General features: G+C 40.4%; 13 protein-coding genes. 8 read left to right on the top strand and 5 right to left on the bottom strand.

Annotated elements, in window-relative coordinates; genetic code table 11:
• The first annotated feature begins 54 nt into the window (after positions 1–54).
• A complete protein-coding gene (locus HS960_RS11405; protein ID WP_075991994.1) occupies positions 55–582 on the top strand; it encodes a DUF962 domain-containing protein in 528 nt (175 codons plus the stop codon).
• A gap of 143 nt (positions 583–725) precedes the next feature.
• Here the strand turns inward: HS960_RS11405 and HS960_RS11400 are convergent, their stop codons facing one another.
• Positions 726–2,051: an ABC transporter permease gene (locus HS960_RS11400; protein WP_182332715.1), complete on the bottom strand. Its 1,326-nt coding sequence runs from the start codon at positions 2,049–2,051 to the stop codon at positions 726–728.
• A complete protein-coding gene (locus HS960_RS11395; protein WP_182332714.1) occupies positions 2,044–2,979 on the bottom strand; it encodes an ABC transporter ATP-binding protein in 936 nt (311 codons plus the stop codon). Before HS960_RS11395 ends, HS960_RS11400 begins: the two co-directional genes overlap by 8 nt.
• A 306-nt stretch (positions 2,980–3,285) precedes the next feature.
• On the opposite strand from HS960_RS11395, the gene yihA reads away from it, so the two are divergent.
• The 3 genes from yihA to HS960_RS11380 all read left to right on the top strand — a co-directional run bounded on the left by yihA (position 3,286) and on the right by HS960_RS11380 (position 6,544).
• Positions 3,286–3,915 carry a ribosome biogenesis GTP-binding protein YihA/YsxC gene (gene yihA, locus HS960_RS11390; protein ID WP_153846881.1) on the top strand — a complete coding sequence of 210 codons (630 nt, stop codon included), beginning with the start codon at positions 3,286–3,288 and terminating at the stop codon, positions 3,913–3,915.
• A gap of 17 nt (positions 3,916–3,932) precedes the next feature.
• On the top strand, positions 3,933–4,787 hold the full coding sequence (locus HS960_RS11385) for a UbiA-like polyprenyltransferase (protein ID WP_120334694.1): 855 nt from the start codon (positions 3,933–3,935) through the stop codon (positions 4,785–4,787).
• Between the two features lie 80 nt (positions 4,788–4,867).
• On the top strand, positions 4,868–6,544 hold the full coding sequence (locus HS960_RS11380; protein WP_182332713.1) for a PNGase F N-terminal domain-containing protein: 1,677 nt from the start codon (positions 4,868–4,870) through the stop codon (positions 6,542–6,544).
• A gap of 93 nt (positions 6,545–6,637) precedes the next feature.
• Here the strand turns inward: HS960_RS11380 and HS960_RS11375 are convergent, their stop codons facing one another.
• Positions 6,638–7,096 carry an Lrp/AsnC family transcriptional regulator gene (locus HS960_RS11375; protein ID WP_046675839.1) on the bottom strand — a complete coding sequence of 153 codons (459 nt, stop codon included), beginning with the start codon at positions 7,094–7,096 and terminating at the stop codon, positions 6,638–6,640.
• A gap of 160 nt (positions 7,097–7,256) precedes the next feature.
• Here HS960_RS11375 and HS960_RS11370 point away from each other — a divergent pair, with 160 nt between their 5' ends.
• The 3 genes from HS960_RS11370 (at position 7,257) to HS960_RS11360 (ending at position 10,578) form a co-directional block, all read left to right on the top strand.
• Complete coding sequence (locus HS960_RS11370; protein WP_153846883.1) at positions 7,257–8,324, top strand: PLP-dependent cysteine synthase family protein; 1,068 nt, start codon at positions 7,257–7,259, stop codon at positions 8,322–8,324.
• Between the two features lie 99 nt (positions 8,325–8,423).
• Positions 8,424–10,109: a protein-disulfide reductase DsbD family protein gene (locus HS960_RS11365; RefSeq protein WP_153846884.1), complete on the top strand. Its 1,686-nt coding sequence runs from the start codon at positions 8,424–8,426 to the stop codon at positions 10,107–10,109.
• Positions 10,110–10,419: 310 nt separating this feature from the next.
• A complete protein-coding gene (locus HS960_RS11360) occupies positions 10,420–10,578 on the top strand; it encodes a hypothetical protein (RefSeq protein WP_182332711.1) in 159 nt (52 codons plus the stop codon).
• Positions 10,579–10,647: 69 nt separating this feature from the next.
• On the opposite strand, the gene HS960_RS11355 is transcribed toward HS960_RS11360, so the two are convergent.
• On the bottom strand, positions 10,648–13,245 hold the full coding sequence (locus HS960_RS11355) for a DUF5686 and carboxypeptidase-like regulatory domain-containing protein (RefSeq protein ID WP_228280287.1): 2,598 nt from the start codon (positions 13,243–13,245) through the stop codon (positions 10,648–10,650).
• Positions 13,246–13,546: 301 nt separating this feature from the next.
• Positions 13,547–15,226: an RluA family pseudouridine synthase gene (locus HS960_RS11350; protein ID WP_182332709.1), complete on the bottom strand. Its 1,680-nt coding sequence runs from the start codon at positions 15,224–15,226 to the stop codon at positions 13,547–13,549.
• 339 nt (positions 15,227–15,565) lie between these two features.
• Here HS960_RS11350 and HS960_RS11345 point away from each other — a divergent pair, with 339 nt between their 5' ends.
• On the top strand, positions 15,566–16,039 hold the full coding sequence (locus tag HS960_RS11345; protein WP_182332706.1) for a Dps family protein: 474 nt from the start codon (positions 15,566–15,568) through the stop codon (positions 16,037–16,039).
• The last annotated feature ends 51 nt before the right edge of the window (positions 16,040–16,090 follow it).

The raw sequence follows: 16,090 nt of genomic DNA, 5'->3' as shown, positions 1-16,090 counted from the left end.
AATATTATCATTTTTAAGGCCTAAGGCATGCCCAATATTTGTTAAATTTGCGGAATGAAACAAAAGAAGAAAGTTCAAGAAGTCGAACCTTTACGCCCCGTAGATAAGTATTTTGCGGAGCTGGATGCTAATTTTCAGGATCCGACCAACCGTCTGATTCAAGCCATCTTTTTACCATTATTGTTTTTTGGTATCATGGGCTGCATCTGGATGATCCCATTTCCACAGTTCGAGTTCTTGGTCAAACTCAATTGGCATACCTTTTTGAATTGGGGGTCTTTCTTCATCGCTATTGTCATTTATTATTATTTAAAGCTGTCTGCAACGTTGTCCTATGCGATATTATTCTCTATCGGGGGCATGAGTTTCTTTATTGTGCAATTGGAATACGCACAAAAGAATGGTGGCCCGGCTGTCATCTGGGTGTGTTTGGGGATCGCATTGCTAGCTATTGTCGCGCTGTTTATCGGTAAGGGAAAGGAAAAGAAGAAAATCACAGGACAGCAGTTTCTACAGTTTTTACTTGTCGGACCGATATGGTTGTGGCATTTTGTCTTTAAAAAATTGAATTTAAGATATTAACTGAGTGGTTTTTAGGTGCTGAGCATACTATTTATGATCGTAGCCTAATCGGGATGCTTGTATATAAAAGGAAAGGGCCAAATTGCTTGCAATTTGGCCCTTTTTATGTTGCTGTAGTTATGCACAGCTGGTTCAGAATACGGCTAGCTTTTGTAATTGAACCATTTGATGATTTCTTTGAGACTTGCTTTTTTACCATAGATCAAAATACCGACACGATAGATGCGGGCAGCAACCCAGGTAACAAATAAGAAGGTCAGTATGAGCAAGGTCAATGAGGTCAGAATCTGCCATAGGGGTACACCAAAAGGTATGCGAACGAGCATAGCGATAGGCGAGGTGAATGGAATAAAGCTTAACCATGTTGCAATCGGTCCATTGGGATCATTGATAATGACGCCAAAAGAAAGAATATAGGTCAATAGCAAAGGCATGGTAATGGGCATTGAAAACTGATTGGCCTCTGTTTCATTGTCGACAGCTGAACCAGCAGCAGCGAAAATAGCACTATACAGCAGATATCCGGCAATAAAAAACAGAAAGAAGAAAATGATGACTTCCGTGAAGTTAAAGCTTTGGATCGAAGTAAGGATAGAAGCAGAATCATTCTGGGCCATTGCTTTTGATACGGTACTCATATTACCCGCTCCAGGTTGGCTTGCGGCAACCTCCTGCATATCCTGAGGATTGACAAATAGGAGCGTTGCCGTGATAAATAGGCCTCCTGTAAGCACTAGCCACATGACAAATTGCGTCAGTCCAACCATACCGATCCCAACAATTTTACCCATCATGAGCTGAAAGGGCTTGACCGAGGAAATAATGACTTCGATGATACGGTTGCTCTTTTCTTCGATAATACCACGCATTACCTGGGCACCATAGAGAAACAGGGATAGGTATACTAAGATAGCCAAAGCGACACCAAGGCCCATTGCAATGGCTGTATTGCTGTTCTTTTCTTCACCGTCTGCTGTTATTTCTTTTGCATCGATGGAGACTTTGGGCTTAATGGACTGGATAATCTGCAGGTCGATTCCCTTGGCTTTATATTCCTTTTCACGGATGATTTCTTCCAACTGTCCACTAATGATCTCCTGTGTGACAAAACTTGTCTTGCCGCCGGTAATCAGTTCGGCTCTTTCACTTGTTAAAATATCTTTTGGAATATATAGGATCGACTTTTTTCCTTCGCTTTGTGTAAGCTGCGCTTTTTGGGCCTGGAGGTCTAATTTGGATACCGTATAACTTACATTTTTATTGCTTTGGAGTTTGTTGGCAAAGTCGCCTTGCTCATCTAAAATAAAGACTTCGGTGTGCGAATCTTTAAAGCTCTTTTTTGTCAGATAAAACATACCTGCATACAGTGCGAAAAAGAACAGGGGCACGGCGAAAGTCATGACAATAAAAGATTTTTTCTTGACCCGTGATAGGTATTCCCTTTGAATAATAAGTAATATTTTATGCATGATCTTGAGATAGGGGTGAGACTTGTGTGACTTTTTGGATGAAAATATCCGCCATGGAGGGAACGATTTCAATGAGTTGATTGAGCTGTATTTGGGGTATATATCGCATTAACACATCATTGATATGATTGTTGTTATTTAGCTTAATTGTAGTGATGTATGTTTTTTCATGCTTTGTTGACGTTATGACCTCAAATAGGGTGTCGTCGGACAGAAGAAAATTATCTTCGTTTGCTGTATATTCCAATTGATAGGTTTGATTTCGGTATTCTTTTTTAATCTCTTGTACAGAGCCATCCAGTATTTTTTTGGATCGGTTGATGAGGGCAATATTATCGCAAAGCTCTTCCACAGTCTCCATGCGGTGTGTGGAGAATATAATGGTCGCACCTTCTTGATTTAAGCGGAGAATCTGCTCTTTTATGATATTGGCATTTACGGGATCAAATCCCGAAAAGGGTTCATCTAAGATAATCAATTCTGGTTGGTGGATGACTGTGGCGACAAATTGTACTTTTTGCTGCATCCCTTTACTGAGATCTTCTATTTTTTTGTCCAACCAGGATGTGATATCCAGGCGCTGGCACCAATCTTGGATGCGTGCTAAGGCTTCTCGCTTGGAAAGTCCCTTAAGTTGTGCCAAATACAACATTTGATCACCGATTTTCATTTTTTTGTACAAACCCCGCTCCTCGGGTAAATAGCCGATTTGAGCAATATGCTGTGGGCCCAATGCTTCGCCATTAAACAGAATTTCGCCGGAATCGGGAGCGGTAATTTGGTTGATAATACGGATCAGGGATGTTTTTCCAGCTCCGTTTGGCCCCAATAGCCCAAAAATTTTACCCTTTGGGATTTGAATGGATACATCGTCCAATGCACGGTGATTGGCGTAATCTTTGGTGACATGATTGATTTCGAGTAACATCTATTTTAAGGTTTAATTTATTCGTTCTTTGGCTTTTTAAGAGCATTCCCTCTTTTTCCAAAGGCTGACGTTTATTTATGTTATTAGTATCTTGTACAGCTGAATTGTTACAGCACCCCTGAAAAATTTTATGCATATTTTCGCTTCGGAATGCGCTTAGTCGTTTGACTAATCGTTTGTAATGAAAGTTAAAAATAATTAGGGACATTTTATTATCCTGCCCATAAAATCGGAAGTGAAGCTTTTTTATGGAATAGAAGGGGTACAAATCTTGTCAAAGGGATTCATTTAACGTACCTTTGTTCCATGGAAGTGAAAAAAGCCGAATTCGTGTGTAGTAACACGAGAGTTGACAAATTACCTGCACCCAATTTGCCGGAGTATGCGTTTATCGGACGTTCAAATGTCGGTAAATCATCGTTGATCAATGCAATGACCAACAAGAAAGGACTTGCCAAGACCTCCCAAAAGCCTGGTAAGACTCAGTTGATCAATCATTTTGTCATCGACGATACATGGTATTTGGTGGATTTGCCAGGTTATGGTTTTGCTAAGGCCTCTAAAACAAGTCGTAATGAATGGGAAAAGTTCATCCGTAGGTATCTTACCCATCGGGACAATTTGCAATGTGTTTTTGTGTTGGTGGATAGCCGTCATGAACCACAAAAGATTGATCTTGATTTTTGCTGTTGGTTGGGCGAATGCGGTTTACCATTTATGTTGGTTTTCACCAAAGCCGATAAGCAATCGACTGTTAAATCCGATGCGAATATTGCGAAATTTAAAAAATCATTGCTCCAATGGTTTGAGGAGGTGCCGCCGATTTTCCTAACGTCAGCGGAGAAGAAAATGGGTCATGAGCCTATTTTAGAAGCTATCGATGAAGTTAATGGCCGATTTGTTCGCCCTGAACTCGACGGAAACGAACAGTTTTAGCTAGATTTTAAGTTCAGATGAAAAAATACTTGTCCTTAGTTTTATTTGCTCATAGTGTATTTGCATTGCCATTTGCCTTTATTGGCTTCTTTTTGGCATTGCACACAACGGACTATGCCTTTTCGTGGAAATTATTGGTTTTGATGCTCGTGTGTATGGTGACGGCCCGTAATGCTGCCATGGCATTCAATCGTTATCTGGATAGAGATATTGATGCCATTAATCCAAGAACGGCCATGCGTGATATTCCTGCTGGAAAAATTTCCGCTAAAAATGCATTGGTTTTTACGCTGGTAAATTGCCTGATTTTTATTGCAGCGACGTATTTTATCAATTCTCTTTGCTTTATGTTGTCGCCCATAGCACTTTTTGTCGTGCTTTTTTACTCCTATACAAAGCGTATAACGCCCTTATGTCATCTTGTATTGGGAGCAGGGCTGGGATTGGCTCCAATAGGCGCATATATGGTTATTACAGGACAATTTGCGACCGTTCCGGTACTTTATGGTTTCGCTGTGTTGACCTGGGTGAGTGGCTTCGATATTATTTACGCTTTGCAGGACGAAGCCTTTGATCGGGCAAATCATCTTAATTCGATACCCGTGTGGTTAGGAACGAAAGGAGCTATGCGCGTTTCGGAATGTCTGCATGTGTTTTCTTTTATATTTATTTTGATACCAGCATTTTTGATGCCGGTAGGTTGGATTTATTATTTAGGTGTGGCCTTTTATGGGGCATTGCTGATTTACCAGCATACCCTGTTTTCATCGACTAATTTAAGTCGGGTCAATCGCGACTTTATGACAACCAATGGTTATGCCTCGGTGATTTTTGCGGTATTTTACCTCTTGGATATCTGGTTGATCAAATAAACGTTTTAGCATAAAATAAGAAAGGCTTTAGGAATTCCTAAAGCCTTTCTTATTTTTGCATCTAAACCAATACACATGCTATGAAGAAAAGTATTCTTTTCACGTCTATTTTATGTTTGTCATTGTCTTCGCAGGCGCAAAAGCTGTCGAATTATGTCATTCAATATAATCAAAGTTTCAATGGGAATACAGCTGCCAATCAAAATGCCATTCTAGTCTATGCCAATGAAAAGGAGACTTTTGTTAGTTCGGCAAAAGAAATGAACGGACAGTTGGCGCCGCCATACGAACGGGTTGTGGTGGAGCGTGCCGGAGGCAATGCCTTACTTAAAATTGCTAAACTCAAAGACGGATCAATTATTCTAACCAAAGATTCGCTCGCGCTTTCGAAGCAAAAATTTAACGCCACAAACGAGACTAAAACAATCTTGGGCTATCCCTGTAAAAAAGTGGAGACGAGCATCAATTCCAATAAAATAGAAGTTTGGTATACCGATAAATTAGGGGTCAAAGGTGCGCCCTCGGAACTTGGTCAGGACCTTGGTCTGGTGCTCGAGGTAATCCGCAATGGGAATACACGTACCTTTGCCACCAAAGTAGAAAAGGTAAAGACTATACCGGATCAACTGAGGCTAAAAGGAACTGAAAAACCTTACGATGAACTTTCCTATAAAGATCTTATCTGGAAGAACCGTTTTATCCAAATACCTGTTTTTCGGAAGGAGAGTATACGTTTTTCGGATGGTGTAAAGTCGGATTCTATTTTGCGTTTTGCTAATGGGACAGTTTTGGTAAAAAAGGTGAAAATCCCAAAAATAAAGACAAGCGACAATGTATTTGTGCAGTTGGTTGAACAATCGAAAGGTGATGCCTATGATCGCACCGGATCAGTTTTTATCATCCCAACCAACAAGGCACAGAGCTTTTTGGATGGTATGATAAATGGTATGGGTACCCTTCCTAAGTATGAAAATGGCAATGGTAAAGCCTATCAAGGGGTTGTAAAAACAACATCCTTTGAGCCTATTGTTGAATTGATGCGTTTCTTTACACCATTTGGTGTTAAGCAGTTTAACTATCTTCAGTTAAAGGATAAGGTTTGGCAAGACTCGGTGCTGTACCGTCAGGACGTAACCGAATTGGCAGGTATGTTGAGCGAGCAGGAGGTGTATGTGGGCGCCTTCATTGGCAACTATGATAAAAATGGACATGAGGTTAGTGTTGAGCTGACGATACATCCGGGCTTCGATGCCGAGTCAAAAGGCAGCCTGAAAAAGACGATGTCTTTGTTTACGACGACCAATGTAATGGAAATGGGCGGTCAGGAGTACGGATCTATGTTTGATAAGGAGAAAGGCCTTACTGTTTCATTTCATTTGGACCAGGATGCTAAAAACGTGCAATTACGCTACATTACCACAGGGCATGGAGGCTGGGGTAACGGTGATGAGTTTGTGCCTAAAGAAAATCGCATTTTCCTAAACGATTCATTGCTCTTTAAATACACCCCTTGGCGCAATGATTGCGGTTCGTATCGTTTGTCGAACCCAGCTTCAGGCAATTTTGCTACAGGGCTGTCTTCATCCGATCTGAGTCGCTCCAATTGGTGTCCGGGTACAGTAACACCACCGATCTATATTGATCTGGGGGATTTAAAAGCTGGAGACCATACGATGCAGGTACAGATCCCACAGGGAGCGCCTGAAGGAACAAGTTTCAGTAGCTGGAATGTGACGGGTACCTTGTTATTCGATTAATTATTTTTTCATTGCTGTCATGTGCAATAGTGTTATCGCACATGGCAGCAATCTTCTCTCGTTTTAGATATTCTCTCGTTTTTAAGACAAAGATTAAAGGGGATAAGCCGTCTCGCTTTTTGTCTCCGATAATACAAAGTAGGTCTGTACGGTGTTTACTTGAGGTAATACAGCCAGTCGATGCCGCAGAAAAATATGATAAGCATCCATATCTTTGGTTGCTATACGTAACATAAAGTCGTAAGAGCCTGCCATTTGGTAGCATTCCATAACCTCGGGAAATTTAGCTACCTCTTTTTCGAATTCATTCAACACTTCAAACGTATGCGCCTTGAGAAAAACCTGGGAAAATGAAATTAACCCAATGCCTATTTTGTGGCGGTCCAAAATTGCCACCGTTTTTTTGATGTAACCCAACCGCTTTAGCTTTCTAACACGTTCATGAACAGCTGCAATAGATTTGTTGAGTTCAAAGGATAGCGCTTTATTACTCATTGAGGCATCTTGCTGTAGGAGACGCAATAATTTTACATCTATTTCATCCAATTCCATAATTTGAATATTTTCGGTACAGCTGTAAAAATACGCTATTGTTCTGAATTATTTATTGTTTTTTATGTCTTTTAATTTAATTTTTATTGAAATTATAGTCATGTGTTGAATATTATCTTGTCAATGGCCAATTTTGCAACAGAATAATCATTTATAAGAAATGGCTGAACAAGAATTATTAAGTGCGTGTTTGTCACCTGCATTGGACAAGAGATTTAAACATCTGTGGCGATTAGTAGGAAATACACCGATGTTGGAACTACAGTATACATACAAAGGTAAACCCGGACGAATTTTCGTAAAATGTGAGAACTACAATCTGACCGGTAGCATTAAGGATAGGATGGCTCTTTATATTTTATATAAAGCGTATATGAATTGTCAGATCCGCCCAAGTGATGTTGTTATTGAAGCTACAAGTGGAAACACGGGGATTGCTTTTTCAGCAATCGGTAAAGCGCTTGGTCATCAAGTAAAGATTATTATGCCCAACTGGCTGAGCAAGGAGCGTACCGATATTATTCGAAGTATGGGAGCCGATATTCAGTTGATAAGCAAAGAAGAAGGTGGATTTTTAGGAAGTATTCGTTTAAGTGAGGAGCTTGCTGCAAAGGGCGGTGTTTTTCTTCCTCGGCAATTTGAGAATCAATATAATGCCGAAGCGCATGAGAAAACTACAGGTTACGAGATTGTAAAGCAACTGGAAGAACAGGGCTTAGTAGCTGATGCTTTTGTTGCTGGTGTGGGAACTGGTGGTACGGTAATGGGTGTGGGGAGAAGCTTAAGAAAGGTAAACCCAAATGTCCGTGTACATCCACTGGAACCGGCAGAAAGTCCAACCTTGACTACAGGACATAAAGTAGGTTCACACCGTATTCAGGGAATATCTGATGAATTTATTCCTGCTATTGTGGATTTAGATGAACTCGATACTGTCGTTTGTGCGAATGATGGCGACTCCATTATCATGGCGCAGAAGCTGTCACGTCAATTGGGATTGGCTGTTGGTATCTCTTCCGGAGCAAATGTAATCGGAGCGATTAAATTACAACAGGAGCTGGGTGATGAAGCTGTCGTGGTGACGCTACTTTGTGATGATAACAAAAAATACCTAAGTACTGATTTGGTGAAAGACGAGCCGGTAAAAGAAGGATATCTTTCTACAGACGTTGATTTTTCGGGTTTTCAACCTATTTGCAGATTGGCAAATCCCGTATTTGGAGCCTAAAAAGATTTAGTTTCATATGTTTATAGTTAACTCGGGGAGTCTCTAGCTCCTCGGGTTTCATTTATTCAAAAACCAATATATACCTAAGAATAACACAAAATGAAAGTCAATTTCAAATTATTTATCCTTCTCATGTTGCTGATAGCGCCTGTGGCCATGTTTGCCCAAGCGGATACAACAACAAACAAGTTGGAGGGGCTTGAGTTTACGGATGGTACAATAAGTCCCGATTCACTATCTTTTGAGGAGTCTCCAGATACCGCTGCCGTAAAAGTCGACTCGAACAAGACCACAGTAGCGGTAGTAGCAACAGGTGAAAAAGCTGCTGGTGCAGAAAAGAAATCATTGTGGAGTATCTTTATTGCAGGCCTTATAGGCGGTTTTGCAGCATTATTGATGCCTTGTATTTTTCCGATGTTACCCCTGACTGTGAGTTATTTTACCAAACAGGCGGGGAGTCGTGCCAGTGGTATCAGTAAAGCCCTGTTATATGGATTATTTATTATTGTGATTTATGTAGCCTTGGGGATGATTATCACGATTGCATTCGGATCTGATGCACTCAATGCGCTTTCGACTAACGGCATCTTTAACTTCATTTTCTTTTTGTTGTTGGTTGGATTTGCGGCTTCATTTTTTGGTGCATTTGAAATTACTTTACCAAGCTCCTTCGTCAATAAAATGGATGCCAAATCGGATAAAGGTGGTTTAGTGGGCTTGTTCTTTATGGCCTTCAGCTTGTCATTGGTCTCCTTTTCTTGTACAGGTCCGATTATTGGAACATTATTGGTTGAGGCAGCTTCGAAAGGCGAAAGATTAGGTCCAGCAATTGGGATGTTGGGATTCTCCATTGCCCTGGCCATTCCTTTTGGTTTGTTCGCTATGTTTCCTTCCATGCTTAAATCCTTACCGAAATCGGGTGGTTGGCTGAATAGTGTAAAAGTAGTGTTGGGATTTTTGGAACTTGCTTTAGCTTTGAAATTTTTATCCAATGTCGACTTAGCTTACCACTGGAATTGGTTGGATAGAGAGGTGTTCCTGTCGCTATGGATTGCTATTTTTGCTTTGATGGGTCTATACTTGATTGGCAAGATAAAGTTCTCCCATGACAGTGAACTGAAATTCCTATCTGTTCCCAGAACGATTTTGGCAATTGTTGTTTTTTCTTTTGTGGTCTATATGGTGCCAGGTTTATGGGGAGCGCCTTTAAAATCGATTTCTGCCTTTTTACCACCATCGGCAACACAAGACTTTGATCTTTCTTCGGGTGTAAGTGCTGGTGCTGCTGCACATTCAGACGGAAAGGTGAAAAAATATGCTGAAATTTTTCATGAAAGGGGCACGCCAAAGGGATTCGATCCTTATTATGATTATGAACAGGCATTGGCTACAGCTAAAGAATTAAACAAGCCTGTTTTAATTGATTTTACGGGTTGGAATTGTGTCAATTGTCGTAAAATGGAAGCGAATGTTTGGACAGACCAAGCTGTGGCCAAATTACTAAAAGAAGAGTTTGTTATGGCCGAACTTTTTGTGGATGATAAGACCGAGCTGGCTGCCAACGAACAATTTGTTTCCAAATATAGTGGCAAAAAGATCAATACTATCGGTAAGAAAAACAGTGATTTTCAGGCTGCTACATTCGATAGCAATTCACAACCGCTGTATGTAATTGTTGATCCGACGGGCAAAAAACTGGTGCCTCAGAGCGGTGCCAACTACAATGTAGAAGAGTACAAGGCATTCCTGCAAAGTGGTGTGGATGCATTTAAACATAAAAACTAACCATCGTCATATTCTAATTTTATCCTTCTTGTTATGTGCAAGGGGGATTTTTTTGTTGATAAGACATCGCTTTTTGTGTCTGCAGGGCTAATGCAGAGGGGCTTTCTTCATATTGTCTTCGTATTGTGTTCGTACCAGCTTCGGACGGGGACAATCTTGCAACATATATTGACCAAACCCTGACCAGATATTTCCTGTTCGGGGTCTGTTCAACAACTGTACAGCACCTGTTCAATATCTGTTGCTTGTCCGAAGCAGGTACGAACCTCGTCCGAAGCAGGTCCGAATCTTACCGCGAACCTTATCTGAGGTGAATGTGCCGCCCCTACCAAGTAATCCAGGTTTTCTACCTTCGCGGTCTTCATACCCATCACTACCATCTTATCCACCTATTTATCCTCCAGGTGGCGATGGCGACGGTGGTGGTGGTGGTGGTGGTGGTGGTGGTGCCGATGTTGCGGAAGCATAAGGCAAAAAAAGAAGCCCTGTCATTTGTATGAACAGGGCTTCAAATTATACTATAAATTTATGGAAACTATTAAAAGTCAAATTTGACCCGAGCGCGAATACCCCAAGCTGGTGCATCGACGTGATCAAGATAATTTAGACGTTTTACGTAGTCTACACGTAATATTTTAAAGATGTTGGATAGACCGATACTGGCTTCCATATAAGGTTCTGAACCGAAGGTATAGGAGCTTTGTGTGCCATCCGCGTTGTGCTGCCAAGTGAATACCTTTGAACCATAATTCGGGTCGTCAGGATTGTTTTCTTTACGCAGTCCACCATATACCCCCTTGAAACTAAATACTTCGCGTAATTTAAGCTTTTTGATCAACGGAATCTTATTCAACAGAAAACCGTTCATGTAGTATTGTACATTTATTGACGCATTATGATCACTGACAAATTCAAGGAAGTTCATTAAGTTGTATGAATTTAATTGATAAGCATAGGTCTGATTGGCACGATGGATCGTCAAGAAAGGGAATGGGATCTCTTTCCCTGCAATATAATTCCCTTCTGCGGTCACGTCGGCATAGCCAAATTGACTCAAATAAAAGCGCTTGAATGCACCAACATTAAAGTTGTGGTAATTGTATTCACCTTTCGCTAATCCTTTGATTCCAGCGGTATAATTGAACGTGAAGATCGGATATTGATTGAATATAGGTGTCCGGTAAATCTTTCCTTGATAAAACTCTTCATGTGGAGCATATCTGAAATTTACAGACACTTCGGTCGAGTTCAGTTCATTGAACAGTCTACTTTCATTGTTGGCATCGACCATCTGGTAAGTCAGACTTCCAGCAGGTGTTTGTCTGTTGATATTGAAAGCAGCGCCAATAGCCAGGTGATTTAAAAATTCCTTTTTATACTCTAAGCCATAATTTGTCTCATAGATGTAACGGTCATTATCTCCGCGTTTGAAAGATAACAAGAAGTTGTCTTCCTGAATAAATTCCAGTTTTTGTCCCGGAATCTTCGTATCCTTTTTATAAGAGGCCCTGATGTAGTGCATCGGGAAGGAGTATACTGATTTGTTGTTGAACGCATAGGTGCCGCTGAAAAAGTATTTCCACTTTTGATCTTTAAAACCATAGGCAGCATAAGTTTCAGCATAGAAACGCTTGCTTAACGATTCTGTCGTACGTCCGCCGACACGTAAACGGAAACCTTCTACGGGATTAAAGCTATAGAATGTATTGACTGGGCCGATTTCAACTGGGCCAGCCTGTTTGTATCCTGACAGCAATAACGCAGCGATATCCATGAACGAACGGAATGAAGGGATCTTTTGTAATGTATCAATATTATGATAGATGTTCAGTTCGTTTTGCGCAAGAGCAAGCGGACGTTGTGTTTCAAATAAGGATTTTGTCGCTTTCTTATTTTCGACGTTATAGGCAATAACCGTAGACGGACCATCATAGGTACTATCAGGTTGCTGGATGCCGACTTTGTAATTATTGTAATCCACTGTTCGGCTTCCACGTATTCCCATGCCTTTTTCCGTTAAAGAAAAATCAATACCCAGAGTGCTTGTTTTTAGGTAGAAACGACTTTTGCTGTCTTTCTCAAATTTAAGCTGTATCTGAAGGTCACGTACAAAGTTTAGATTAATGTCATCTGCAACAGTCATACTGGCGCCTTGAACAGCGTAGTTGCCGTCTAAAGTAACGTACAGTTGACCTTTGAATAACATGTCTGCCTTGTTGCGTGGAAAGAAGCTTAATTCGACCAACCAAGGTTGTACAGTCTTAATGGTATCCGTAATATAAAACTTATAAAAAGTAGGTGCGGAGTTTGCAATCGGACTTAAAAACTGATTGGTAACCAATGAAATGTTGTTGTCATAAATATCAACTTGTTCGTACAGTTTATTGAAGTAGGCTGTCAAACCATCGTTGTCAATAAATCTAGGGTCAAATTGTGCCCGTTGGTCACCAATGATATACTGTTTGGTTTTGCTTGGATCTTTACGGTAATATACCTTAGACATTTTTTCTTCAATGAACGCTGGCAAAACATATTTGTTGGCTGTTTTAGCCGAGTCGTCCGTTTCAAAAAGAAATTGATAGTTTTTGAATATTTTTTTATTGACAAATTTCTCCGAAAGATTGCTTAGTCCTAAAGACATCTTCTCGTATTGGTCAAATTCAGCATATTGTTGCCCTGAAAGTCTATTTTTTTCCTTATTCTCGATGACTTTTCGGATCAATGCGACAGCAGGATTATCTTTGTTGCTGTATTTTTTCTTTTTGGCCTTGACGACAACTTCTTCCAGCATGTTGTCCTGTTGATCCATCAGAATTTCTTTTGTTTGCGTGGCATCATTGGTAACAAAAGCATCTTTGCTGTCATACCCAATGTAGCTTGCTCTGATTTTCACATAAGATGTTGGAAAGACAAGTTTGTATTCACCATTTGCATTGGTCGATGTTGTGGTTCCAGCAGAAGCCGGGGCGCCAACAACGGCTACGGTAGCATAGGGTATAGGATTCTTGGTCTTTGCATCTCTAACTGTACCGGTTACGGTTTTGTTTTGGGCAAAAGCCATGGACACCGTTAGCACGAGCGTTATCGAAAAAAAGAGTTTAGTTATGAAGGTTGTTGCGTTTATTTTAGCTCTCATTATATTGCTATAATCTTGAAAATTCAAAATTGTTTTCCTGTTTTTACTTTATTTTTGACTTTATAGGTATTAAAATCAAAAATTCAGTGAACAAAGGAAACAAAAAATTAAGAATAATTAAAATTTTATTGTAATGTAATAAAGGAAAGTAATTGAATTACATTTCCATATAAATAACTGTTTATTAGTTGTTTATGTTAAATTATTGATTTGGGTCAATAAATTTTACATTACATTTTGACTTGGCGATGATTTTCCGTTGCTTTATTTACTGACTTTTGTAACGATATAGTCAGCGCTATCAAAAATCTGGCTCGATTTCGAAGGTCATTTCTTGCTTGGAACGAGGATGAATAAAGGTAATTGAAGCCGCGTGGAGGTGTAATCTATTGGCTTTTCTGCCATAGAGATCATCACCAACGATAGGTGTATTTAGGCCATTTGGATGTACGGCATGCATGCGCAACTGGTGGGTGCGGCCAGTCAAGGGGTAAAACCTGACCCTCGTTTGATTATTCGCTATCGCAATTTTTTCCCATTTTGTCTGCGCTGGTTTGCCATAGGTGTAGCAGACCATTTGCCGGGGTCGATCGTCCAGATCTACGCGAAGTGGGAGGTCGATCAAGCCTGATGAGGCTTCGATAATACCATCCAGTAAAGCAATGTATGTTTTTTTGATGGTATGTTGTATAAATTGATCTTGAATAAATTTATGGGCCTCTTTGTTTTTGGCAACAACCAACAAGCCGGATGTAGACATGTCCAGGCGGTGGATAATAATCGGTCCTGCCTTTGGGTAGCGTTGGAGAATACGGTTGTAGACCGAATCCTTTACATATATTCCCGGTACAGACAGAAATTCAGCCGGTTTGTTGATGATAATAATATCCTCATCTTCGTAAATTTGAGGAAGTGCTATATCCAAAGTCGTTTCCTGTTGCATGGGATTGGGATCTACGACTAAGCCTTCGAGCATATACCCTAAAATTGGTTCACATTTTTTGCGGCAGGCAGGGTAATAGTTTTTGTGCCTGCGTATTTCAGATGCAGGTGAGCAGCCCCACCAAAATTCGGCCAAAGCAAGGGGTGTTAACTGGTTTTCATAAGCATATTGCAGCAATTTTGGCGCTGCGCATTCCCCCGATCCGGCAGGCGGTGTTGTGCGGTCAAATTCATCGAATATGCCGACTACATTTTTGTGTTGCCCTTTCGCATTGCGAAAATTATATTGTTCGAAAAGCTGTTTTTGAAGATTTCCCGAGCGCATTTTGCGTTCCTCTTTTAGCGCAGTAATCGTCGATAGCAATTGGTGTAAATGGTTACTTCCTGTCTCCAGGGCCAAATGCATTTCATATTGAAAGCGTTGAAGCTGTTGTTTGTCTTTTAAACTCTGGCTCCGCATGTCTTCCATCAATAATTCATACTCCGCATCCGATAAACTGACCTTCAATTTTGTACGGGTTTCTTTTCGTTCCTTCTTTTGAATTCTCAATTTCGATTTTAGTTCATCGAGTGATTTATCCCATCCGTTTTTTAATAGACCAAGATTACGTTGAGCATTTGCTAGCTCTTCACTTGTTTCAAGATTTTCTATTTTTCGGTTCAGTGCATTGAGATGCACCTCTTCGTTTAGAAAAAAACTGTTTTCTTCCAGCATATCGAAGATGGGGGGTACAAAATGTCGGTGTTTGTTGCTCCCGGCCAGTTTTCCCGAAACAGCGGCAAGGTAGCCAAGCTCATTATATTGGTTTTTGACAACCAGAACACCGAACATTTTTCCAATAGCGAGTCCCTCCGCGGCGGCGTCTAGGCCAAAATTGTGGGACCAATCGTCTTGGGTTTCGATGTAGTGTTGGAGTTCTTGTGCGGCGGTGACGGCAAGGGGGTGCGGTTCATAGCAAAATGGGAAAGTAAATCGTGTCGGAAGTTCAATAGCTGAAATATCCTGTTTGAATTGATGAAAATATGTATTGTTGTCCATTTTGTCCGCAGCGCTCCCTCAAAATAAAGATGTCCGCAAAAATACAACATTATGTACTTTAAATACTAGCTTGATCGATTTTTGTTTAAAATGTTTCGTGCATAAGGAATGGTCTAGGTTTTAGTGCGGTCAACAAAGATCAAGGTCACTGCAGCTTCGGTATTTTCATTTTTTCAGTATAGCAAACTCTTTGTAGCTATACGAAATGCAATTCAGGTTGGGTACAGTGGGTTGAGGTAATTGTTGTGAATTTGAGTGGCTTTTTATTTGGTTTTTACCGCATTTTTGGGTAAATTTAACTAAGCATTTAAAACATATAGTTAACAAAAGAATATACATATGAAAACTTCAATTGGAATTAAAGATGCGGACTTGAAAAAAGTTGCAAAGTTGCTAAATGTGCTGTTGGCAGATGAACACATTATCTACATGAAAACGCGCAACGCGCATTGGAATGTGGAAGGTGCGGATTTTCATGCTGCTCACTTATTTTTGGAATCACAATACGATGAACTAGCTGAAGTGATCGATGAAGTCGCAGAACGTGTACGTACTTTAGGGCATTATGCGGTAGGTACCTTTGATAAATATTTGAAATTGACTCGTTTAACGGAGTCTACTTCAGAAAAAACCGACAGTCAGTCCTATTATAAGGAATTGTTGGCTGACCATGAATCTATAGCGATGTCAATTCGTGCCGATCTTTCCGTAGTTGAAGGAACAGCGGATAATGGTACGGAGGACTTTTTGGTCGGATTATTAGAAAAGCATGAGAAGATGGCTTGGATGCTTCGTGCGCATTTCGTTAAGTAAGCTGTAGAAGTTTATCCACAGGTATTGAAAAAAATTCCGTCTATCCCAATA

It is taken from the genome of Sphingobacterium paramultivorum (assembly GCF_014109745.1).
Lineage (GTDB): Bacteria > Bacteroidota > Bacteroidia > Sphingobacteriales > Sphingobacteriaceae > Sphingobacterium > Sphingobacterium paramultivorum.
Note: the sequence above shows the minus strand (reverse complement) of the source record. Positions and strands in the feature narration are given on the sequence as shown.